The organism is Paenibacillus sp. P5_B5 (genome assembly GCF_056400365.1).
Genome location: NZ_JBFULK010000004.1, coordinates 194,342 through 217,071 on the forward strand (window position 1 = coordinate 194,342; position 22,730 = coordinate 217,071).

Consider the following 22,730-nt stretch of genomic DNA (forward strand, 5'->3'; position numbering starts at 1 on the left):
TAACAACCAATAAATGATAATTAGTCGGATTTGACTGCACAGTTTGCAGTCAAACATCTACTTGTCTATTTCAATGTTAAATTAGAATGTATGAAATACATGCAAACCAGATTTAGTGGGTTTAGTGGATTGATCCAGTAATGTTTCCTTCATCGCATGCATTGGAATACCGGACAACTGGTGTAACTAGAGTGAATAGATAAGAAAAAGAAGCTTCCAACCACTATGTGTGAAGTGGTATTGGAAGCTTCTTTGTTTATCCTCAAGAATTGTTGTGTTCCAGAGTATACTTTTGGACTTAATCTTTTATTGGCTACTGATCTAGTTGATTAAACCGATCTTACATTACCCGCTAATCAACATTTACCAGCCTTACATTGCTATCTGCATTATCTTCTGCATTGCCTTCTGCATTGCCTTCTGCATTTCCATCTGCATTATTTTCTTATCTTCTGCATCGACTACTGCATTACCTGTTGCATTGCATTACCTTTTCCAAGCTACCTTCCACTTACCTTCTAACCACATCAATAATTCCGCCGCCTAAACAAATCTCGCCGTCATAAAACACGACGGATTGTCCTGGTGTAATGGCCTTCTGAGGTTGATCGAATATCACTTCGATCGAAGTGTCATCCAAGAACTTCATCGTTACGCCTTGATCGGCTTGGCGATAACGGAACTTAGCGGTGCAGCGGTACTCACCTTCAGGCTTGCGAGTTGAGATCCAATTGACGTTAACAGCAGTTAACCCTTGGCTGTACAACCTCGGATGTTTATCGCCTTGCACAACGATCAGAACATTGCGCTCTAGATCTTTGTCAGCGACAAACCAAGGTTCGCCCGTACCAGCCCCGCCAATACCTAACCCTTGACGTTGACCAAGTGTGTAATACATGAGACCGTCATGACGACCCTTGATTTCACCATCAACTGTACACATATCGCCTGGCTGAGCAGGTAGGTAGTTACTTAAGAATTCTTTGAAGTCGCGTTCACCGATGAAGCATACACCAGTTGAATCCTTTTTCTTAGCAGTTGCAAGTTCAGCTGTTGCGGCAATTTCCCGAACCTTTGGCTTAGGCAAGTGTCCAATAGGGAACATCGCTTTCGATAATTGATATTGGTTAAGCGCATGTAAGAAGTATGTTTGATCCTTACCAGGATCATTACCTCTTAGCAGTACAAGCTCACCGTCACGATTTTCTACCTGGGCATAATGGCCTGTTGCAATAAATTCTGCACCTAGATCGAGCGCTTTATTTAAGAACTCACCAAACTTGATTTCTCGATTACACATGACGTCAGGATTTGGTGTTCGTCCATTACGATACTCGTCCAAGAAATAGGCAAATACTTTATCCATATATTGTTTTTCGAAATTAACTGTATAGAATGGGATGCCGATTTGATCGCATACGCGTCTAACATCTTCTGCATCTTCTTCTGCAGTACAGTGTCCGAATTCATCTGTATCGTCCCAATTTTTCATGAAAACACCGATTACGTCATAGCCTTGTTCTTTTAGCATAAGTGCCGCAACGGAAGAATCAACGCCTCCAGACATTCCGAGTACTACACGTGGTAATTGACTCATATTCAATCTTCCTCTCTTTCTCCCGCAAACATTCTTTCTATTATAACGCCTTTTTATTTAAATATAAAATAGTTGTCATCTTTGTGTAACTTTTTTTGTGACAGAACCGTTATACTTATGATATTATATAATTTGATATACTGGCGTATATAGGGTTTATATGCTGATCAATCAGGCAAACCTTATATCAAGGTGAGTAGAATGAAGCCTAGTTTAATTATTGTAATGAGGTGTTTTTTTGAAAATCTCTACCAAAGGCCGTTATGGCTTAACGATCATGATGGAGCTTGCTACTCGCTTAGGCGATGGCCCGACATCACTCAAAAGTATAGCTGAGAAACATCAACTTTCTGAACATTATTTGGAGCAACTTGTTGCGCCGCTGCGTAATGCCTTGATGATTAAGAGCGTTCGTGGGGCGTATGGTGGATATATTCTTTCAAAAAAACCTGAAGAAATTACAACTGGCGAAATCATACGGGTACTTGAAGGTCCAATTTCACCAGTAGATTTTACAGAAGAGGACGATCCAGCTAAACGCGATTTATGGATTCGTATTCGTGATGCAATTGCAGATGTACTTGATTCTACTACTCTTGCTGATCTTGTTTACTTCAAAGACATAGGCAAACATGATAACTACATGTTTTATATCTAAATTAGGTGAGTGACAACTATGAAGGGCATTTATTTGGATCATGCCGCTACAACACCCATTCATGCGGAAGTATTGGAAGCAATGCTTCCTTTTTGGACGGAAGCATTCGGTAATCCATCTTCCATGCATGCCTATGGGCGTGAGACACGTAGCGCAATTAATCGATCACGTGATTTGATCGCGATGCGAATCGGATGCCATCCTTCGGAAATTATTTTTACGAGTGGTGGTACGGAGAGTGACAACACTGCTTTGTTTAGTGCTTTATCTGCCTATAAGAGCATGAAGAAACACATGATAACGACTCGCATAGAGCATCATGCGGTTATTCATCCATCTCATGAACTGGAAAAGTTAGGATTTGATGTAACTTATTTGAAGGTTGATTCACATGGGCTTGTTCGCCTAGAGGATGTCGAAGCAGCGATCCGCCCTGATACGGTTTTCATTTCAGTTATGTACGTTAACAATGAGGTAGGCACTCTGCAACCTGTGGAGCAAATCGGACAATTAGCTCGTGATCGAGGTATTGTTTTTCACGTGGATGCAGTACAAGCACTAGGTAAAATACCGATTGATTTATCTGTCATGCCGATCGACATGATGAGCTTGTCAGCACATAAGATTTATGGTCCTAAGGGAATAGGTTTACTCTATGTGTCCAAATCCACTCCATTCTCGGCATCTATTCATGGTGGATCTCAAGAGCGTAAGCGCCGTGGAGGTACGGAGAATGTTGCAGGAATTGTTGGCTTTGCCAAAGCAATTGAGCTGACTACGAATGAACAAGTGATTCAGGATTGGAATTTAAGAGCGGAGAGTTTGCGCCAAATTATGGTAGATGGTTTGAAGAGCTACCTTAATCCTGGAGACTTCGTTATCAATGGGCATCCAGTGCTTCGAGTCCCCCAAATCTTGAATATTAGTTTCATAGGATTAGATACCGAAACCCTGCTGATGAACCTTGATATTGAAGGGATTGCTGCTGCTAGCGGATCCGCTTGTACTTCAGGATCACTAGAAATATCTCATGTACTTCAAGCGATGGGATTACCAGATAATGTAATGCGCTCTGCGATTCGTTTTAGTTTCGGAATGGGGAACGATACAAAGACAATCGAAACGGCAGCGCAAAAAATTGCAACCATTATCAAACGAATCCGTAAGTAATATATTGGTTGCTAGTCGTTTCCACAAAGTTGAAACTTAGTGGAGGTTAGATTCATTTGCTTAAAGCAAGACATATTATCGGGCTTCCGATTGTTTGTTTGCAGAATGGTAAAAGGGCTGGTAACGTATTCGATCTTCTAATCGATCAAGACTGGCAGCTTGCTGGTGTTATTCTTGGTCCCAAGGGCTGGTTTACCCCAAGTCATATGATTGCAAAAGAAGATTTCGTTTCTTGCGGGGAAGATGCAATTATGGTTGAGAACCGCAGCGTCATACATAAATGGCTGAACCAAACCGAGCAAACGACGTTACTTGATGGTAAGCACAAAATCAAGGGCTTGCCTATTATGACGGTCAATGGAAATCAACTTGGTGTATTGGAAGATGTTTATTTTGGTAAACAAATGGGTAATAAGATAAAAGGCTTTGAAATTTCCGAAGGTTTCATATCTGATTTAACGGAAGGTCGCAAATGGTTAGCTCTACCCGATTCAGTTACTCGGGGTGAAGAAGCGATAATCGTTCCGGCACACTGTGAAGAAGAAGTGACTGAATTCTTCGTATCCAAAGAAGAATAGGGTGAAGAATGATGATGCGTTGTCCAAACTGCAATTCCAAAGATATTGGCAAAATTGGCTCACATCAGTTTTATTGTTGGGGCTGTTTTATCGAATTAACGGTAAACGGGGAAAAAATGTCTGTCTATCAAGTGGAAGAAGACGGTACACTGAGCTCGCTAGATGATCTCTTTTTTGAAGACGAGATCCATCAAGAGCATATTCACGTTGCTACTTAATTTATACGCTTGTATAGTACGAAACATGCTTTATTTGTATTAAAGGAAAACGCTGGATTCAAACGGTTGCACTTTTGTAGTGTTCCGTACCTGAGTCTGGCGTATTTTTTTATGCGGAAGCAGTTTATTTTGATAAGGTTGTACATATACTTTTACTGCTTACTATCTTGTTGTAGGAGTGGGGAATGAAGGTGGATCGATTATGGAAGAACAAGTGGCTAGCCGCCCTAATATTTGCTTTGTTAGGACTACTTGTCTTGTTTATGCTAATCCAAATACGTCCTTTACTCATAGGGACTTACGATTTTCTTAAAGCTGTGCTTGCGCCTTTCTTTGTAGCTATGATTGTGTCCTATGTGCTTAATCCAGTTGTCAATTTACTTAATGAGCGCAAAGTTCCAAGGACGATTGCGATTCTGTTGATTTATGCCGTGTTTTTTACAACGCTAACTGTCATTCTAATGAATTTGGTGCCTGTATTTATGATGCAGCTCAATGAGCTTAATGAGCACATGCCAGATATGATGATGCGGGCGCAGTCAATTGTGGAGGGATTTAATCAGAGCAGGCTGATGCCTGAATCAGTTCGATCAGGAATTTTTGGTTCTATGCGACATTTTGAAGAGAACATCACACAGATGATTTCGAACTTCATTAGTAGGATTGGTAGTACGATCAATTTGGTGTTTACAGCGTTTATCATTCCTTTCTTAGCCTTTTACATTTTAAAGGATTTTCAAATGATTGAGAAAACTGCACTGACCATAGTCCCCAAAAACCGGCGTAAGGAAGTTGCTTCCTTGCTTATCGACATCGACAATGCACTTGGCAGTTACATACGTGGTCAATTCCTTGTTGGTTTAATTGTGGGCGTACTTGCTTATATAGGATACTGGATTATTGGCATGCCTTATCCTTTACTCTTAGCGGGGATAGTAGCTGTTTTCGATATTGTACCTTATTTAGGTCCTTTTCTAGGAGCGGCTCCAGCGGTCATTATGGCCTCAACAGTCTCTTGGAAAATGGTACTGCTAGTCATCTTCGTTAATACATTCGTTCAAATTATGGAGAGTAATATCGTGTCACCTCAGGTTGTCGGTAGAACGTTACATATGCATCCGCTTATTATCATATTTGCACTGCTAGTTGGTGGAGAGGTTGGAGGAGTTGTAGGACTTATACTCGCTGTTCCGTTTTTTGCAGCTATGAAGGTGATCATCCAGCATATGTTCAAGTACTATATTTATCGAAAGACGAACAGAATCTAGCCCTGTGGATGTACAGATATTGACACTTCATGCTTGCAAGACTATAATTTTTAATGGGAAAGTGTTGATGAAACCTTAAGTAAGCCATAGACCACGTCCAGAGAGAAGATGAGTATATCGAATGTTGATATATATGCTGCAACATCTTTACGTTGAAGGATGGCTGAAAGCTTGTTTCGGAGTGCGGACTTGAAATCTGCCGGTTGGAACCGTTATCTTCCGCACGAGGAGATTGTAATTAGATCAAGAAGTCATTTCGATGACGATCTAGGCTTGTTGCAATAACTAGGGTGGTACCGCGAATCTGATTCGTCCCTTTTATTAGGGGCGTTTTTTGTTTTTTTAGTGATATAGAATATATAGGAGGGCTATTAATATGAAAGCAAGTGAGATTCGTTCGAAATGGTTAGATTTTTTTCAAAGTAAAGGGCATAACATTGAACCAAGTGCTTCGCTGGTTCCACATAATGATCCTTCTTTGCTATGGATCAATGCTGGTATGGCGCCGCTGAAGCCGTATTTTGATGGTCGTATCGTGCCTGAGAATCCACGCATTGCGAATTCACAGAAGTGTATCCGCACGAATGATATCGAGAATGTAGGTAAAACTCGTCGTCATCACACATTCTTCGAAATGCTAGGAAACTTCTCTATTGGGGATTACTTCAAGGAAGAAACAATCACATGGGCATGGGAATTCCTAACTGATCCAAAGTGGATTGGATTTGATCCTGAGCGAATTTCAGTTACTGTATTTAAAGATGATGAAGAAGCTTTTGAACTGTGGAATAAGAAAATCGGCCTTCCAGAAGAACGTATTTACAAGCTTGGGGATGATAATTTCTGGGATATCGGAGAGGGTCCTTGTGGTCCTTGTACAGAAATTTTCTATGACCGTGGCGATAAATACGGTGATTTGAGTGATCCTGAGTGCTGGCCTGGTGGTGAGAATGAACGTTTCCTAGAAGTATGGAATTTGGTATTCTCCCAATTTAATCATAACAAGGACGGCTCTTACACACCGCTTCCAAATAAGAACATTGATACAGGTGCTGGACTTGAGCGTTTCGCATCTATTTTACAAGATGTGGATTCTAACTTTGACACAGATTTATTCTTGCCGCTAATTGAGCAAACATGTCAAATTGCTAATGTCACTTACAAAACGAATGAAGAACATGATGTAGCACTTAAAGTAATTGCTGACCACATTAGAACGATTGCGTTCTCAGTTGCAGATGGTGTCCTTCCATCCAATGAAGGTCGTGGATATATCATCCGTCGTTTATTGCGCCGTGCAGTTCGTTACGGTAAGGTACTCGGTATGGATAAGCCGTTCATGTATCAGCTTACACCTACTGTAGGTGTAATTATGGGCTCTTACTATCCAAGTGTGGTAGAGAAATGTGCATTCATTGAGAAAGTCATTCGTACGGAAGAAGAACGTTTCCATGAGACGCTTTCGGATGGCTTGAACATTCTAAGTGAAATGGTTGATAAAGCTCGTGCGAACGGATTATCAGAAATCTCAGGTGAAGATGCATTTAAGCTATATGACACTTATGGGTTCCCATTTGATCTTACCGAGGACTTTGCTGCTGAGAAAAAAATGACAGTTGACCGTAAGGGCTTCGATGTAGCGATGCAAGAGCAGCGTAATCGTGCAAGAAGCGCGCGCCATGACTCAGGATCTATGAAGGTACAGGGCGGACCTCTTGGGGAATTTACGGATAAAAGTGAATTTGTTGGATATAATGATCTGGTAGTATCCACTAATGTGATTGCTGTAATCCATGAGAACGAGATGGCTGAGCTTGTTGGTACTGGTGAAACCTGTCAGGTCATTCTTAGCACTACTCCGTTCTATGCTGAAAGCGGCGGACAAGTGGGTGACCAAGGTACAATTACAGGTGATGGATACATCTTGCGAGTGCTTGAAGTAAACAAAGCGCCACATGGTCAGAATGTTCACACAGTTGTTGTAGAGCAAGGCGTATTGCATAATGGAACTAAAGTTCAAGCTTCAGTAGATCAAGCCAAGCGTGAAGATATTATTAAGAATCACACTGCGACACATTTGCTTCATAAAGCGCTTAAAGAAGTGCTCGGTGACCACGTTAACCAAGCAGGTTCACTTGTAGCACCAGATCGCCTACGTTTTGATTTTTCTCACTTCGGTTCTATTAGCGAGGCTGAGCTGCAAGATATCGAACAGCGGGTGAACAAGCAGATTTGGTTGAACACTTTCGTTGACATTAGTCTGAAGCCGATTGCTGAAGCCAAAGCGATGGGTGCGATGGCACTCTTCGGTGAGAAGTATGGCGACGTTGTACGTGTCGTCCGTGTTGGAGAGTACAGTCTAGAGTTATGTGGAGGCTGTCATGTGAATAGTACAGGTCAGATCGGCCTATTCAAGATTGCATCCGAGTCTGGTATTGGCTCAGGCGTAAGACGTATTGAGGCGTCCACAGGGCGTAACGCATACGAATACTTGGATGGACAATTAAATCTACTCAAGGAATCAGCTGAACAGCTTAAATCGAACATTGTTGATGTACCTAAGCGGATTGAATCTGTACTTGCGCAAGTTAGAGAACTGCAACGTGAGAATGAATCGCTACGTGGCAAGCTTGGCCGAATTGAAGCAGGCTCACTAACTGACAATGTGAAGCAAATTAAAGGCGTAAACGTACTTGCAGCATCTGTGAATGCTTCAGATATGGATTCACTTCGCAATATTGTCGATGAGGTGAAAGGTAAGCTTGGATCTGCTGTTATCGTGCTCGGTGCAATTTCTGGAGATAAAGTAAATCTTGTCGCTTCTGTGACACCAGACTTAATTAGCAAAGGTGCGCATGCAGGTAAATTAATCAAAGAAATTGCGACGATTTGTGGAGGCTCAGGTGGCGGCCGCCCTGATATGGCGCAAGCTGGGGGCAAAGACACATCGAAGCTTGGCGATGCGATTCAAGCGGTGGATGCGATTATTTCACAGATGATCGGATAATTATATTTTTGTACTGTAACAGGAATTCAGCGCCAAAAGGCGAATATAGAATACAGACTTATGATAAAATTGGGGGGTGTTTACGGTGAATTCGATGGACAGAACGATGAAGTTCGACTTGAAAGCTGATGAAATCGACATCTCACCCAAAGAGGTACTGCTCACGGTATATAATGCACTCCAAGAGAAAGGCTATAATCCGATTAATCAAATCGTAGGTTATTTACTTTCTGGAGATCCCGCATATATTCCGCGGCACAACAATGCGCGCAGCATCATCCGCAAAAGAGAGCGTGACGAATTAATTGAGGAATTAGTTCGTTCGTACCTTGTCCAGCACAAGTAGCTTCTTACACATCATGTATAAGAGAATTATGGGGCTGGACTATGGGGACAAAACAATTGGCGTAGCGCTAAGCGATCCTCTTGGTCTGACTGCGCAAGGCCTAGAGGTTATTCGAAGAGCAAAGCCTGATCAGGACTTGCAACGCTTGAAGCAAATTGTTGAGCAATATGAAGTAGAAGAAATCGTCGTTGGCTTGCCGAAGAATATGAATGCTTCTATTGGTTCACGCGGCGAACTCTGTGTAGCTTTTGCTGATTATTTACGTGATGAATTGAAGCTGCCTGTGCACTTATGGGATGAACGTCTAACAACCGTTTCAGCTAATAGGACTTTGCTTGAAGCTGATGTATCTCGTAAGAAACGCAAAGCTGTTGTTGATAAGCTGGCGGCTGGGTTTATTTTGCAAGGTTATATGGATTCTAATAAGAAGAGGTGAAAGAGTACAATGTCTGAAAGAAACATGCGTGAAGAGGAACCAGAAATCATTTACATCCCTGATGAAGACGGCAACGAAGAAGAATTTGAGGTTATCTGCACGTTTGAAGTCGACGAAACGGACAAGAAATACATGATGGTCGTTCCAGTCGAAAGCGACGATGAAGAAACGGACGAAGTTTACGCCTTTCGCTTTGAAGAAGATGAGAATGGTGAAGATCTTAAGCTATTCCCAATTGAAGACGAGGAAGAATGGAAAATCGTCGAAGAGACATTTAACACACTCGTTGCTGAGTCGGAGGAAGAACAGTCATGAGTGTAACGCAGACCAGTGTATTGCGTAATGTTTATGGTGATGATATTATTTTGCTTGATGAACAGAATGAATCCGTGGTATATCATCTTGTGATGGAATTTGAACATGAAGATCGCAAATATGCCGTTTTGCAATCAGATGATATGCAAAAGGATGATGAGGTTGAGCTGTTTCGAATTGCCCAATCGGAAGACGGATACGAGCTGGAAACGATAGATGACGATGATGAGTGGGAAACTGTTTCAGAGCTTTATGACGAGCTTGCTTTCCCCATCAAGGAAGAACAATAATCGTTAGATCGAGCGGAGTTTCTCTCCGCTCTTTTTTCTGTGATTTAAGCCGCACAAGTTTTACCACTTCAATTTCTCGTATTCCCCTTATGAAACACTCCCATCCTATAGGGGATGGTAATGCTGTTTTTTCATGCTTAAAGGAGGCTATATATGGAAGAAAATGTAGAAGGTCAAGATGACAAACCACGTCATATCGGTAAAAAAATAATAACTGTTCTTATAACGTTAATTGTACTAGCTGCTGTTGTAGTAGGCGGACTGTGGATGTATGTAAACAATGCACTTAAACCAACTCCAGCATCAGAACAGGAAGTGCGGGTATCTATTAAGCCTGGTTCTAGTCCAGTTACGATTGCCCATAACCTTGAGGAGAATGGCATCATTCGCAATAATACGATATTTGTATGGTACTTAAAGTGGAAGGGCATTGGCTCTAAATTTCAAGCAGGCGAGTATGCGATGAAGCCTGGCATGACGAATGATGAGATTGTGGATATGCTGAGTAAAGGGCAGACTATCAAGGAAGAAATGATTCGTGTCACAATTCCTGAAGGATACACGGTGAAACAAATTGCTGAGAAATTAGCAGAAACACAAAGTTTCGATGCTGCTAAGTTCCTAGAAATCGCGGAATCATCAACAAATAAATATATTGCCGATGCCTATCGTAACATTCCTGAGGATAAATCGATCATTCATCACTTGGAAGGCTATCTGTTTCCAGAAACGTATGAATTCGTGAAGGGAACAACGGAAGAGGAAGTCGTAGAACGCATGCTTCAAGAGCTTGATAAGAAGCTAGCTGGATTAGATGTCGATGTGCAAAAACAATTGGATAAGCTCGGAGTTACTTTTCATCAAATGATGACGATTGCTTCACTTGTTGAAAGAGAAGTAGTGGTTGATAAGGAACGAGCACTTGTTGCCGGCGTTATCTATAATCGGATAAAGCAAAAAATGCCGCTACAAATCGATGCAACGGTTCAATATTTATTTGATAAGCCTAAAGAGCGGCTGTTCGAGAAGGATTTACAAATTGATAGCCCTTATAATACGTACAAAATACCAGGCATTCCTCCAGGGCCGATTGGATCGCCAAGTATTGAATCTATCCAGGCTGCGTTATTCCCAGAGGATACGAAGTATTTATTCTATGTAACGAAAAAAGACGGTTCCAAGGAGCATTTGTTTGCTGAAACGTTTGAAGGACACAAGAAGAATATTGCTGAAAGTAAAAAACAAAGCAAATAATGCGAAATTAAGAAGGTGAATGATAGATGAATAAACCAGAACTTCTTGTAAGTGCAGGCTCATCTGAAGAAATAAGAACATTGTTAATGGCAGGTGCTGATGCAGTTGTAGTTGGTGAACCTAAATACGGCCTACGTCTACCAGGTTCAGTAACGCTATCCGATTTAGCAACCATGGTGCCATGGGCACATGAGCATGGAAAAAAGATATATGTCTCTGTCAATACACTGATTGAGAATGATAAAGTAGCAGGGCTGCCTGATTACTTGAAGCAATTGCACGAACTACAGGTGGATGCAGTTATCTTTGGTGATCCTGCTGTCATAATGGCAGCTAAAGAAGCTGCACCAGGGTTAAAACTTCATTGGAATTCAGAAATGACAACTACTAACTACGTTACGGCAGCATACTGGGGTGATAAAGGTGCCTCAAGAGCTGTTCTTGCACGTGAGCTTAATATGGATGAAGTACTGGAGTTCAAACAAAACAGTAAGCTTGAGGTCGAAGTTCAAGTACATGGAATGACGAATATTTATCATTCCAAGCGTGCGTTAGTGGACAGTTATATGGGGCACCGCGGTGTTAAGACAGGTACACAGGATGCATCAGTTCAGCGTGGTTTATATTTGATTGAGCAGGAAAGACCTGAAGAGCGATTCCCGATTTATCAAGATGAGAACGGTACTCAGGTGATGAGTTCTGATGATATCTGTATGATTGAGAATCTGCCTGAGCTTATTGATGGTGGAATCGATAGTCTCAAAATTGAAGGGCTGCTTAAATCATTAGCAAATAATGAGACAGTTGTTCGTAATTACCGGGCAGCAATTGATGCATATGTATCAGATCCAGCTAACTATGTATTTAATGAAGAATGGTTAGAGCAGATTCAAGAGCTTCAAGATCCTGAGCGCGAGCTTTCATTTGGATTTTTCTATAAAGAACAGGTATATTGATTCATGCAAGGCAATAAAGGGGTGAACTCATTAATGAATACACAAGCAGTAGATTCAAAAGCAAGAGCTAAACGAGTACGTTTAGCAAAGCCTGAGTTACTTGCACCCGCAGGTAATTTGGAGAAATTAAAATTCGCAGTCCATTATGGTGCAGATGCTGTATTTATTGGTGGACAAAAATATGGTTTGCGTTCGAATGCAGACAATTTTTCGATTGAAGAAATGCGTGAAGGTGTTGAATTTGCCAAAACCTATGGTGCGCAAGTGTTCGTTACGACAAATATTTATGCTCATAATGAAGATATAGAAGGTCTTGAGGAATATCTGAAACAGCTCGAAGAGGTTGGAATTGCTGCTATTATTGTGGCGGATCCATTAATTATTGAAACAGCCAGAAGAGTAGCACCTAAGCTTGAAATTCATCTTAGCACGCAGCAATCGACAATGAACTGGCTTGCGATTAAGTTCTGGAAAGAGAATGGTGTTGACCGTGTCGTGCTTGCTCGTGAAGCTAGCATGGCAGATATCGATGAAATTAAGCATAATGTTGATATTGAAATAGAAGCCTTCATCCATGGTGCTATGTGTTCTGCATGGTCAGGTCGCTGTGTATTGTCGAATCATTTTACGGACCGAGACTCTAATCGCGGCGGTTGCTCACAATCCTGTCGCTGGAAATATGATTTGTTTGCGAAGGATGTCCCACTTGCTGATGGACCGCTTGTTCAAGGGATTCCACTGTTCAATGATGATGATGATCAATTCTCTATGGGCTCCAAGGATATGTACATGATTGAGCATATTCCGGATATGATTGAGTCAGGTGTTGATTCTTTCAAAATTGAAGGTCGGATGAAGAGTATTCATTATGTGGCTACAGTGGTAAATGCTTACCGTCAAGCAATTGATGCTTATTTTGATAATCCAGATCAATACGAGCTTAAGCGTGAATGGCTAGAAGAAATTTATAAAGCGGCTAATCGCCCGTTAAATACTGGGTTCTTCTATAAGGTTCCGGGTCAAGAAGAGCATATTTATGAACCTGAAGATAAAGCAATCGGATACGATTTCGTAGGACTTGTGGTTGATTATGATGAAGCAACAGGAATAGCTACGATTCAACAACGTAACCATTTTAAACCAGGTCAAGATGTTGAGTTTTTTGGTCCTAATGGAACGTATTTTAAACAAACAGTAGAAGCAATTTGGGATGAGAATGATGCGGCGCTTGATGCTGCGAGACATCCACTCCAATTAATTAAAATGAAAATGACGAACCCCGTATGCAAATGGGATATGATGCGCAAAAAGACTGGAAAGTAAACAAACAACGAACTCCTTAAACAAATAATCGTTTAAGGAGTTTTTTATGAATTTTTTTTTGAAAAAAGCAAATATTCTGGGTGGTAAATGCCGACATATAGGAAGGGCGAAAAACAAATACATACTAATGACTTTAGGAAGGTGATCATGTGCAGTCAGATAAGATGAAACAAACAGTATCTGCAGTTGGTCCTTTTGTAAAAAGGACGGTTTCTTCGTTTTTACGGCTTTTTGTAACGAATCCATTTAAATCAGTAGGATCAAAGCTCTTTTTTATTTTTTTCATTTCTATTGTTACTTTTGTTTTGACAATTGGATTAATTTCCTATTCCATCTCAAAGGATGTCATTGCAAAGAATGCTGCTCAGTCTTCAATTAAGGTTATCGAGCTAGGTCAACAAAGCTTGGAGTATTTCTATAGCTCAATGGATAAGGCTTCGGTGCAGATTACCTCAGATACAATCGCAAAAAGGATGTTGTTTGAGATCAAATCTTATGATAGGAACTCCTATGAGTATGTTAGTGCAGTGCGTCAGTTAAATGATAGAGTGCTGCCAATTGGTCTATCGACTTCTGCGATCAAGGGAATTAGTTTTTTTGATATGGAAGGTTCTCAGACAATACTCTATGGTGAAACTGCGAATGATAAATCGATAGATAAGGGTTGGATAGAGCCCGTCCATGATTTGAAAGGTAAAAGCATGTGGCTACAGGGCGGTGAGCATTCTTTTAGCACCAATGCGAATATAATTGCTCTCGCTAGAACGATATCAGATCCTTACACAGTTGATAAAAAAGGGATCTTATTAATCGAGATGCCGTTAACGGAATTAATGAAGGAAATTACGAATGTGTCTTTAGGTACAGATGGTCAGCTCATGGTTGTCACGGCGAAGAATAAGCTAATTAATGAAATTGGTGACTTGAAGTCAGGTGATAATTCACCAATTCAGTTAAGTGAAGAGCAGATCAACGCAAATAAAGGCTCATTCGAGAGTGATGATAAATTAGTTGCTTTTTCGAAATCCAAGATGAGTGATTGGACTCTAGTTGGAAGTGTACCACTTGATGTTCTCACTCAGGATGCTGGACAAATTTTTGAGTTGACGATTTATATGAGTATAGGTGCAGCTATTATCGCAATATTCATTGGTTTGATGATTATCCGAATGATTGCACGCCCTCTTGTTAATTTAACAGGATTAATGAGAGAAGGATCTAATGGAAATCTAAACATTCGTTCTAATTATAAGTCGCAAGATGAGATCGGACGTCTGGGGCGTAGCTTCGACGTGATGATGCAAGAAATTACAGGACTAGTTAAACAAACGAATCAATCTGCACAAGAAGTACTCGAAACGGCACTTGAGTTATCTAATACTTCCAAAACAACAGCAATTGCTTCAAGGGAAATTGCAGTTGCAACCGAACAAATTTCGGGTGGTGCTGCCGGCTTAGCAGTGGAATCTGAAAAAGGTAGTGAACTTACACAATACATAGGCGACAAGATGAAGAATGTAATAGATTCCAATGTAAGTATGGGGACAGCAGCTTCTGAGGTTCGTATTTCAAGCGAACAGGGTATAGCATATATGCAGCAGTTGAACACGAAGACACAAGCTACTGACCAGATGATTAGGTCTATGGTCCAGAAGGTCGATGAATTGAAACTGAGTACCCAATCGATTGTTAAAATTCTAGATGTATTAAATAGAATGACTAAACAGACGAATATACTTTCACTGAATGCTACAATTGAAGCGGCTCGTGCAGGTGATGCAGGCAAAGGCTTTAGAGTCGTTGCAGATGAGATTAATCAACTTGCTGCGCAGTCTAGACAATCGATTGATGTTGTTGGACAAATAACAGAAACGATCCAAGCTGGGATTAATGATACGGTTACGGTACTTGCTAGTGCTTATCCTATTTTTCAAGAACAGATTGAAGCTGTTAAGGAAGCAAGCTTGATCTTTGGACAAGTAGAAGAAAATATGGGTGGATTTATTAATCAACTAAGTACAGTTAGTGATTCCATTGTAGAGCTTGATGAATCGCAGAATGTACTATCGGTTGCAATGATGAATGTTAGTGCGGTTGCTGAAGAGTCATTAGCCACTTCTGAAGAAGTAGCATCACTAAGCTCCGAGCAACTTGCTATTTCAGAAAACCTCGTTAGACTATCAGATAAGCTTGAGGAGCTATCCAATTCATTAAAACAATCTTTATCTAAGTTTACATATTAAAATTACCTTGAGCCTGCACTCCATTAGGAGTGCAGGCTTTTTAGTTTATAGTCTATTAAAACTGAAAATTGCGCAAATTATTTGATTTTGTAAAAGGAAATCAGTTCATGATGTCGAAACTATAACAACAGTTCATTGAAGGGCAGGTAATATTTGTGAAAGATTTAAAACAATTGTTTTCGAACATTCGAAAAACGAACCCCTTAAGATCTGTTGGGTCAAAGCTCTTCATTATTTTCTTTGTTTCAATTGTTGCATTTGTACTAGTGGTAGGAATGACCTCGTATTCGATTTCCAAAAATATTATTTCAGATAATGCTGCACAATCCTCAGTTGAGGTGCTCGAAATGGCGCAACTGAATTTAGAATACTTCTATAATTCCTTTGAAAAAGTATCTAAACAAATCTCAACTAATTCTGACATCAACAACTTAATCACGCAGTTAAATAAGACGGAAGATAAAGCTTCGTTAGATCATTTTTCTCTGATGAATAAATTATCTGAGAAGGTTATGCCTATTGGTGTATCTAATTCAAGTATCAAAGGCGTTAGCATAATTAATGTTAAGGGAGAACAAATTCCGATTTTCGGAAGCACTTCGGAAGTGAAGGATCTTGCTTGGACGAAGCAAGTTGCTAATCAAAAGGGAGGATTTGTATGGCTGCAAGGTGGACCTGGTTCATTTAGTAGTTCTACAGATGTCATTGCAATTTCTAGACAGATATCAGATCCATACACACTTATTGAACACGGAATTCTATTGATTGAAGTTCCAATCAAAGAGCTTAGCAAAGAGGTTACGAAAGTTACGTTAGGTAAAAGCAATCAGATCATGATTATCAATAGTAGTAATGGATTGGTACAAGCATCAGAGCCTCTACAAGCAGGGATGCCATCACCTATCCAATTAACTGAACAGCAGCAGAGTATGAATAAATCTTCCTTCTTACAAGATGATCAATTGATTGCATTCTCCAAATCTGATATTAGTGGTTGGTTTCTTGTTAGTAGCGTTCCGACGCAGATGCTTGTAAAGGATGCTAATCAAATATTGGATATTACCGTATATATGTCAATCGGTGCAGCCGTAATTGCAATTCTTATAGGCTTACTGATTATTAGGCTTATCGCACGCCCACTTGTTAGATTAATGGGGCTGATGAGGCAAGGTGCGAGTGGAAATCTCAATATTCGTTCAGGGTTTAAATCCAAGGATGAGATTGGTCGCTTAGGTAGAAGCTTCGATCGTATGATGGAAGAAATAACTACTCTTGTTAAGCAAACGAGTCGATCAGCTCAAGAAGTGTTAGAGACAGCCATTGAGTTAACTAGTGCCTCTAAGACAACTGCAATCGCCTCAAGGGAAATAGCTGTTGCAACAGAGCAAATTTCAGGTGGTGCGTCGGGACTCGCCACAGAGTCTGAGAAAGGTAGTGGGCTTACTCATCACATCGGTGAAAAGATGAAGAATGTGATTATCTCGAATGTTAGTATGGGTCACGCAGCCTTAGAAGTACGTGCATCTAGTGAGCAAGGAATTGAATATATGCAGCAATTAAATGCTAAGACACAGATTGCTGATGAAATGATTAGATCAATGGTTACTAAAGTAGACCTACTTAAAGAAAGTACACATTCGATTGTTAAAATCCTTGATGTTTTAAATAAAATGACGAAGCAGACGAATATATTATCTCTCAATGCTACAATTGAGGCCGCACGTGCTGGAACCGCAGGAAAAGGCTTTAAGGTGGTAGCAGATGAGATCTATCAACTAGCAGTTCAATCGCGCGAATCGATTGATGTTGTTGCCAATATCACAGAGAGCATTCAAGCTGGAATCGATGATACGGTAAGCGTTCTAGGCAGTGCGTATCCTATTTTTCAAGATCAAATTACGGCTGTTAAAGAAGCAAGTACTATTTTTACACAGGTGCAAGATGATATGAGTGGCTTCATTCAACAATTAAATGCGGTTAGTGATTCAATTGTTGATCTCGATCAATCACAAGATGTATTATCTGCTACAATGATGAATGTTAGTGCGGTTGCAGAAGAGTCTCTAGCAACATCCGAAGAGGTTGCTTCACTAAGCTCCGAACAGCTAACTATTTCGGGGAATCTCGTGAAACTATCAGAGAAGCTCGAACATCTATCTGACTCACTTAAGGAATCCCTTTCTAAATTTAGTTTATAATTATCCGTTTAATATATGTAAGTATGATAAGTAAAGCCTGTTTTCCGTAAAGGAAAGCAGGCTTTATGTATTTATCAATCACAGGCGGAGATAATGACAAATAATGAGACTACATGGAAATGGTGATTGCAAGTGATGACCCAAACGAAGAAGCGAATTAGACAGCGAATGCTTGTTATATTGTTTATACTATCGACATGTATGATATGGATTATAATTAGGCTTTTTTGGATTCAAGCTGTAACGGCTCGAAGCTATTCTAGTCATCGAATAGATCTTGTAAGAAATTCTGTAATACAGAGGCAAAAAGGGCTAGTTCTTGGCGATGGAAGAGGACAATTCTATGATCGAAACATGCATCTCTTAACTGGAGGACTTAAATCGGCACTAATTGCATTTCCTACGGGGAATGTAGAAATGGACGAGAACGATAAACGAATAGTCGCTCAGAACGTTGAGCGTCTTGCGACTATTTTACATACACCGCTAGAAGGATTACAGAAGTGGTTAATGAATGTGAAGGAACCGGATGTATGGAAGGGGCCAAACAGTAGCGGAACTGTTGAATTAACCAACAATCAAGCGGAGTATATCGCTAAGCTCGATTGGCCTTATGTTCAAGTAGCAAAAGTAAGTGATAGGTATCGATCTGATTTCATTGCATCCCATTTACTTGGCTTTATTGGTCAAGATCCAGAGCGGATTACCTCTCAATTTAGTCATCAATTAAATAAGGGTGACCTAACGCTGCGAAGTGAGATTGGTGGCTCTGGATTAGAAAAGACGATGCAGAGATGGTTAAGAGGAGATGGCAGTACCTCGCTTTCATTATTTGTGAATCCTCAAGGCGAATTTGTGCAGGGGCTAGGTGTACGAACCATCGGGGGTGACAATAGGCATTATCCTCTAAAGTTAGTGACGACAATTGATCATTCTGCACAACAAATCGTAGATCAATTATTGAGACAATCAGGTATCAAAGAGGGTGCGGTTGTTGTGTTAGACACAACAAATGGTGATATTATCGCTATGGCAAGTGCTCCTGGATTCGATCCGAATCATGTTCAACCAGATCAGAGAAACTGGAATAATCGTGCATTGCAAATGACAGTTCCGGGCTCGATCTACAAGACAGTAATAGCAGCAGCAGCGTTAGATGAAGGTGTTGTGACGAACGATGAACTATTTGAATGCAAGGGTTCGCTTGGCAAATATCATTTTCATTGCTGGAAAAAGGAAGGACACGGGATCATCACATTTGAGCAGGCTTTTGCAGATTCATGTAATGTCGTATTTGCCAAAGTGGCAGAGCGTTTAACCGATGTTCAAATCGAGAAATATGCCAAGAAGCTTGGCTTATTAACTCCAGTTGGTTGGTCTGGAACGGTTCGCGGAGAACGAGAAATCGTCAAACAATTAGATGCAGAGGACGCAGGACAGCTGTTTGCTGAAGGGACACCAAGAACAGATAACGGCGTGAGAATTCAGACAGCTATTGGACAGCGTGATGTACGAGTAACTCCACTACAAGCGGCTAATCTAATTGTAAGCTTATTACATGGTGGTGAGGTGTTAAGTCCAAGGGCTGTCTCAGAAATTCGTTTTCAAGATGATATGCGTTATTTGCAATTCGAACCAAATGAGATCGTACCTAAACGCAAAGGCATTTCTGTTCAAACCTCGAATCGCTTATTAGGATGGATGAGAGAGGTTGTAACAAGTGGAACGGCGATGCCCTTAAAGTCGGCTAAATGGAAACTAGCAGGTAAAACGGGTACTGCAGAGACAATTGTTGACGGCAGAGAAAGAGTAAATCAATGGTTTATTGGTTATGGTCCAACGACTTCTCCAAAATATGCAATTGCAGTTGTTGCTGAGAATGTTTCACCACAAGCAGCAAACCTAGTTTTTCCATTTGTGCGTAAAATGATGGACACCTTCGCGGATCAACCTTTACAATAGGAGTTGATGCATAATTGTAAGGTTGAAGGGATGAAATAATATGTTGGAAATTCTACGTGCTGCCCGTATACTCGATCGAAGCGCAGATTTAACGGGGAGCGATATACTATATCCATTTGCACTCGAAGAATTATTATGTCGTCAAGTAGGTGAAGGAGCATTACCGATTGTCCATCTATGGAGACATCCACGTGCATTTGTAATGGGTTTACGCGATAGTAAGTTACCATGCGCTGCGCAGGCAAAGACAAGGTTAGAGGAAGAAGGGTATTCAGTAGCTGTAAGAAATTCAGGTGGTGCAGCGGTTCCTCTAGATCAAGGCGTAATTAACATGACGATAATTGTACCTAAGATTGTAGGCAAAGTAGATTTCCATACAGATTTTGAAAGGATGTTCCAATTTATCAAACAGAGTTTAAGAAATTGGACAGATCAAGTAAACAAAGGGGAAGTTGGCGGATCCTATTGCCCAGGGGATTATGATTTGAGTATTGAGGGACGTAAATTTTGTGGCATTGCTCAGCGTAGACTGCTTAACGCAATTGCAGTACAGGCTTTTATCGTTGTTGAAGGTGCTGGTATTAATTATGCACAGGGAGCACAAGCATTCTATGACCATGCTGCTGATGGTCAAACTAGCGATCATCCACTCGTTACTGCAAATTCTATGGTTTCCCTATCTGAAGCACTAGGTGATTACGTGACAGTGGATCGTTATGTGAGTGAAATACATCAGACATTAGAACAATTAGGAGCAAATCAGAAGCTTGGTGTAGCCGATCTGATTGCCCCCGATGATATTCAAGCTATGATTGATAAGTTAAGAAATCGCTATGATATTCAATCTAGTTAGCTCTTATTTAGCTCTTAGCCCAAAAAATGATGCAGAGCATGTAGCATCTCAGTCTGCCAAAAACCCCATACATGCTTACCGGGCTTCTCTAAATAGAGAAGCTTTGTTTGTTTTTGGACCAAGATATCGCGTGTAACACGATTCTCATGTACAAAATCGAATGTTCCGCGTTCGGTTTTGACTTCTATTTCATCTGTTCCGATAATCATGAAGATGTCTAGCCAAGACAGATCTTGTTCGTTCGCAAGGGATTTCCGCGTTGATTCAAAAAATGCACCAGAAAAGGATACTATTTTGCAAAAAAGGTTACGATAATTTAAGGCAATGTGTAGTGAAACAGTTGCGCCGAGAGAATCGCCAGCTAATATTCTATCCTCACGATTGGTTCTAACAGGATAGTTATCTTCTACCCAATGTACAAGCTCTTCAGCAAAAAAAGAGAGATAAGCTTGATGACGCTCTCCTTCTGGCGCATATTCTGATGTTCGAATCGCCACGTTCACATCAACACCGACAATAATGGCTGGTTCAAGACCCTCGTCTAATATGCCGCGTGTAAAAAAAGTAGCAATGCGTCCGAAATTGAAGAATTCCTCTCCATCTTGGCAATAAATAACGGGATAGGATAGCAGTTCGTTATATCCTGGTGGCAAATATATTCGGAGTGGTCTTGATTCACCAAGATGTTCGGATTGAAGTGTCTGCTTCATAATTGTTCTTTGATAATAACGAGATAAATCAGAATTCATTGTACAACACCTCTCAAGCTGTGACTATTGTCATATAATAGTTTGCGAAAAATCTTCAAACTGTATTATATCGAATTTACATCTGTACTATACTATAAAAAAAGATAATTGTTTTTTATAACAAATACAGTGTACTTTTTGTTAAAACAGAACTATAATAATACTATAACAGATATTAACTACTTTAAAAATTTATTTTGAGGTGAATGGAATGAGTAAAATACTTAGTAAGTTGAACTATGAAGTAAGCTCTGGCGATATTACGCCATTAACTGTTCTTGCTCCAGATGGTTCTTTTGAACATGAAGAAAAGATGCCGAAGCTTAGCGATGAGCAGCTTCGCGAATTAATGAGAAGAATGGTATTCACCCGTACATGGGATGAACGCGCTATAAATTTAGGCCGTCAAGGTCGTCTTGGATTCTATGCTCCTGTATCTGGTCAAGAAGCTTCAATGATCGGTTCTGAGTTTGCTCTTAATAAAGATGATTTCATTTGCCCGGGATATCGTGATATTCCTCAGCTTGTATGGCATGGACTTCCGATGTATCAAGCATTCCTATATTCAAGAGGCCATCAACATGGTGGACAAATTCCTGAAGATGTACACGTACTAATGCCACAAATTATTATCGGTGCACAAGTACTTCACGCAATGGGCGTGGCAATGGCATTTAAACTTAAAAATGAGAAGCGTGTAGCGATCACATATACAGGTGACGGCGGAAGCTCTGAAGGTGACTTCTACGAAAGCTTAAACTACGCAGGAGCTTTTAAATTGCCTGTCATTTATTTTGTACAAAATAATGGTTATGCCATTACGACACCATATTCGAAGCAAACAGGTGCACAATCTATTGCTCATAAAGCATTAGCAGCTGGTATCAAAGGCGTTCAAGTTGATGGTAATGATGTATTAGCTGTTGTTCAAGCAGTTACTGAAGCTGCAGAACGTGCGCGTAATGGTGAAGGTGCTACTTTGATTGAAGCTATTACTTATCGCTTTAAGCCGCATTCCTTGGCTGATGATACAACAAAGTATCGTACAAAGGATGAAGAGGCTGAATGGGGAGTTAAAGATCCACTTGTTCGTTTCCGTAATTTCCTTACGAAGAAGGGTCTTTGGACGGAAGAAGAAGAGAATCGCGTGAAAGAAGAAGCAAAAGCGACTGTTGCTGAACAGATCAAGAAAGCAGAAGCGACAGAGAGCATGACAGTTAGTAGCTTAATCGATTCGATGTTTGAACAAACACCTAAGTATTTGGAAGAACAAAAAGCTAATTTCTCATAATCTGATTTCTATAAAGTA

Annotated in this window: 20 protein-coding genes; 18 read left to right on the forward strand and 2 right to left on the reverse strand. The window is 40.5% G+C overall.

The features are described from left to right. Window positions 1-511: 511 nt before the first annotated feature. Window positions 512-1,597, reverse strand: a complete 1,086-nt coding sequence (mnmA, locus tag AC1DOK_RS07355) for a tRNA 2-thiouridine(34) synthase MnmA (protein WP_477553599.1) — start codon at window positions 1,595-1,597, stop codon at window positions 512-514. Window positions 1,598-1,835: 238 nt separating this feature from the next. On the opposite strand from mnmA, the gene cymR reads away from it, so the two are divergent. From cymR to AC1DOK_RS07440, 17 genes are all read left to right on the forward strand, one after another. Continuing rightward, window positions 1,836-2,255 carry a cysteine metabolism transcriptional regulator CymR gene (gene cymR / locus AC1DOK_RS07360; RefSeq protein WP_477553600.1) on the forward strand — a complete coding sequence of 140 codons (420 nt, stop codon included), beginning with the start codon at window positions 1,836-1,838 and terminating at the stop codon, window positions 2,253-2,255. Window positions 2,256-2,273: 18 nt separating this feature from the next. Continuing rightward, window positions 2,274-3,425, forward strand: coding sequence for a cysteine desulfurase family protein (locus tag AC1DOK_RS07365; RefSeq protein ID WP_477553601.1), 1,152 nt, complete (start codon window positions 2,274-2,276; stop codon window positions 3,423-3,425). Window positions 3,426-3,481: 56 nt separating this feature from the next. After that, a complete protein-coding gene (locus AC1DOK_RS07370; RefSeq protein WP_477553602.1) occupies window positions 3,482-4,003 on the forward strand; it encodes a PRC-barrel domain-containing protein in 522 nt (173 codons plus the stop codon). An 11-nt stretch (window positions 4,004-4,014) separates the two neighbouring features. After that, window positions 4,015-4,221, forward strand: a complete 207-nt coding sequence (locus tag AC1DOK_RS07375; protein WP_477553603.1) for a hypothetical protein — start codon at window positions 4,015-4,017, stop codon at window positions 4,219-4,221. A 191-nt stretch (window positions 4,222-4,412) separates the two neighbouring features. After that, a complete protein-coding gene (locus AC1DOK_RS07380) occupies window positions 4,413-5,489 on the forward strand; it encodes an AI-2E family transporter (protein ID WP_477553699.1) in 1,077 nt (358 codons plus the stop codon). A gap of 376 nt (window positions 5,490-5,865) precedes the next feature. Then, entirely contained in the window at window positions 5,866-8,496 is a 2,631-nt protein-coding gene (alaS, locus tag AC1DOK_RS07385; RefSeq protein ID WP_477553604.1) for an alanine--tRNA ligase, read from the forward strand. A gap of 85 nt (window positions 8,497-8,581) precedes the next feature. After that, window positions 8,582-8,842, forward strand: coding sequence for an IreB family regulatory phosphoprotein (locus AC1DOK_RS07390; protein WP_477553605.1), 261 nt, complete (start codon window positions 8,582-8,584; stop codon window positions 8,840-8,842). A 13-nt stretch (window positions 8,843-8,855) separates the two neighbouring features. Beyond that, a complete protein-coding gene (gene ruvX / locus AC1DOK_RS07395; RefSeq protein ID WP_477553606.1) occupies window positions 8,856-9,278 on the forward strand; it encodes a Holliday junction resolvase RuvX in 423 nt (140 codons plus the stop codon). Between the two features lie 9 nt (window positions 9,279-9,287). Next, on the forward strand, window positions 9,288-9,593 hold the full coding sequence (locus AC1DOK_RS07400) for a DUF1292 domain-containing protein (protein ID WP_477553607.1): 306 nt from the start codon (window positions 9,288-9,290) through the stop codon (window positions 9,591-9,593). Then, window positions 9,590-9,883 (forward strand): DUF1292 domain-containing protein, encoded by a 294-nt coding sequence (locus tag AC1DOK_RS07405; RefSeq protein WP_477553608.1) that lies wholly within the window; start codon window positions 9,590-9,592, stop codon window positions 9,881-9,883. Before AC1DOK_RS07400 ends, AC1DOK_RS07405 begins: the two co-directional genes overlap by 4 nt. Before the next feature lie 153 nt (window positions 9,884-10,036). Then, window positions 10,037-11,137, forward strand: coding sequence for an endolytic transglycosylase MltG (gene mltG / locus AC1DOK_RS07410; protein WP_477553609.1), 1,101 nt, complete (start codon window positions 10,037-10,039; stop codon window positions 11,135-11,137). A gap of 26 nt (window positions 11,138-11,163) precedes the next feature. Beyond that, window positions 11,164-12,093: a peptidase U32 family protein gene (locus tag AC1DOK_RS07415; protein WP_477553610.1), complete on the forward strand. Its 930-nt coding sequence runs from the start codon at window positions 11,164-11,166 to the stop codon at window positions 12,091-12,093. Between the two features lie 33 nt (window positions 12,094-12,126). Beyond that, a complete protein-coding gene (locus AC1DOK_RS07420; RefSeq protein ID WP_477553611.1) occupies window positions 12,127-13,416 on the forward strand; it encodes a peptidase U32 family protein in 1,290 nt (429 codons plus the stop codon). Between the two features lie 164 nt (window positions 13,417-13,580). Then, window positions 13,581-15,659 carry a methyl-accepting chemotaxis protein gene (locus AC1DOK_RS07425; protein WP_477553612.1) on the forward strand — a complete coding sequence of 693 codons (2,079 nt, stop codon included), beginning with the start codon at window positions 13,581-13,583 and terminating at the stop codon, window positions 15,657-15,659. A 155-nt stretch (window positions 15,660-15,814) separates the two neighbouring features. Then, entirely contained in the window at window positions 15,815-17,857 is a 2,043-nt protein-coding gene (locus AC1DOK_RS07430; protein ID WP_477553613.1) for a methyl-accepting chemotaxis protein, read from the forward strand. A 135-nt stretch (window positions 17,858-17,992) separates the two neighbouring features. Then, window positions 17,993-19,819, forward strand: a complete 1,827-nt coding sequence (locus tag AC1DOK_RS07435) for a peptidoglycan D,D-transpeptidase FtsI family protein (protein WP_477553614.1) — start codon at window positions 17,993-17,995, stop codon at window positions 19,817-19,819. A 40-nt stretch (window positions 19,820-19,859) separates the two neighbouring features. Next, on the forward strand, window positions 19,860-20,672 hold the full coding sequence (locus AC1DOK_RS07440; protein WP_477553615.1) for a lipoate--protein ligase family protein: 813 nt from the start codon (window positions 19,860-19,862) through the stop codon (window positions 20,670-20,672). Between the two features lie 14 nt (window positions 20,673-20,686). Here AC1DOK_RS07440 and AC1DOK_RS07445 read toward each other — a convergent pair whose 3' ends face one another. Further along, window positions 20,687-21,421, reverse strand: coding sequence for an alpha/beta hydrolase (locus AC1DOK_RS07445; protein WP_477553616.1), 735 nt, complete (start codon window positions 21,419-21,421; stop codon window positions 20,687-20,689). Between the two features lie 211 nt (window positions 21,422-21,632). Between AC1DOK_RS07445 and pdhA the strand changes: the two genes are divergently transcribed. Then, window positions 21,633-22,712 (forward strand): pyruvate dehydrogenase (acetyl-transferring) E1 component subunit alpha, encoded by a 1,080-nt coding sequence (gene pdhA / locus AC1DOK_RS07450; RefSeq protein WP_477553617.1) that lies wholly within the window; start codon window positions 21,633-21,635, stop codon window positions 22,710-22,712. Window positions 22,713-22,730 lie beyond the last annotated feature (18 nt).

Coding starts and splice junctions, on each gene's coding strand:
- mnmA (WP_477553599.1), bottom strand. CDS start 1,597: ATGAGTCAATTACCACGTGTAGTACTCGGAATGTCTGGAGGCGTTGAT.
- AC1DOK_RS07365 (WP_477553601.1), top strand. CDS start 2,274: ATGAAGGGCATTTATTTGGATCATGCCGCTACAACACCCATTCATGCG.
- AC1DOK_RS07375 (WP_477553603.1), top strand. CDS start 4,015: ATGATGCGTTGTCCAAACTGCAATTCCAAAGATATTGGCAAAATTGGC.
- alaS (WP_477553604.1), top strand. CDS start 5,866: ATGAAAGCAAGTGAGATTCGTTCGAAATGGTTAGATTTTTTTCAAAGT.
- ruvX (WP_477553606.1), top strand. CDS start 8,856: ATGTATAAGAGAATTATGGGGCTGGACTATGGGGACAAAACAATTGGC.
- AC1DOK_RS07400 (WP_477553607.1), top strand. CDS start 9,288: ATGTCTGAAAGAAACATGCGTGAAGAGGAACCAGAAATCATTTACATC.
- AC1DOK_RS07405 (WP_477553608.1), top strand. CDS start 9,590: ATGAGTGTAACGCAGACCAGTGTATTGCGTAATGTTTATGGTGATGAT.
- mltG (WP_477553609.1), top strand. CDS start 10,037: ATGGAAGAAAATGTAGAAGGTCAAGATGACAAACCACGTCATATCGGT.
- AC1DOK_RS07415 (WP_477553610.1), top strand. CDS start 11,164: ATGAATAAACCAGAACTTCTTGTAAGTGCAGGCTCATCTGAAGAAATA.
- AC1DOK_RS07420 (WP_477553611.1), top strand. CDS start 12,127: ATGAATACACAAGCAGTAGATTCAAAAGCAAGAGCTAAACGAGTACGT.
- AC1DOK_RS07425 (WP_477553612.1), top strand. CDS start 13,581: ATGAAACAAACAGTATCTGCAGTTGGTCCTTTTGTAAAAAGGACGGTT.
- AC1DOK_RS07435 (WP_477553614.1), top strand. CDS start 17,993: ATGACCCAAACGAAGAAGCGAATTAGACAGCGAATGCTTGTTATATTG.
- AC1DOK_RS07440 (WP_477553615.1), top strand. CDS start 19,860: ATGTTGGAAATTCTACGTGCTGCCCGTATACTCGATCGAAGCGCAGAT.
- AC1DOK_RS07445 (WP_477553616.1), bottom strand. CDS start 21,421: ATGAATTCTGATTTATCTCGTTATTATCAAAGAACAATTATGAAGCAG.
- pdhA (WP_477553617.1), top strand. CDS start 21,633: ATGAGTAAAATACTTAGTAAGTTGAACTATGAAGTAAGCTCTGGCGAT.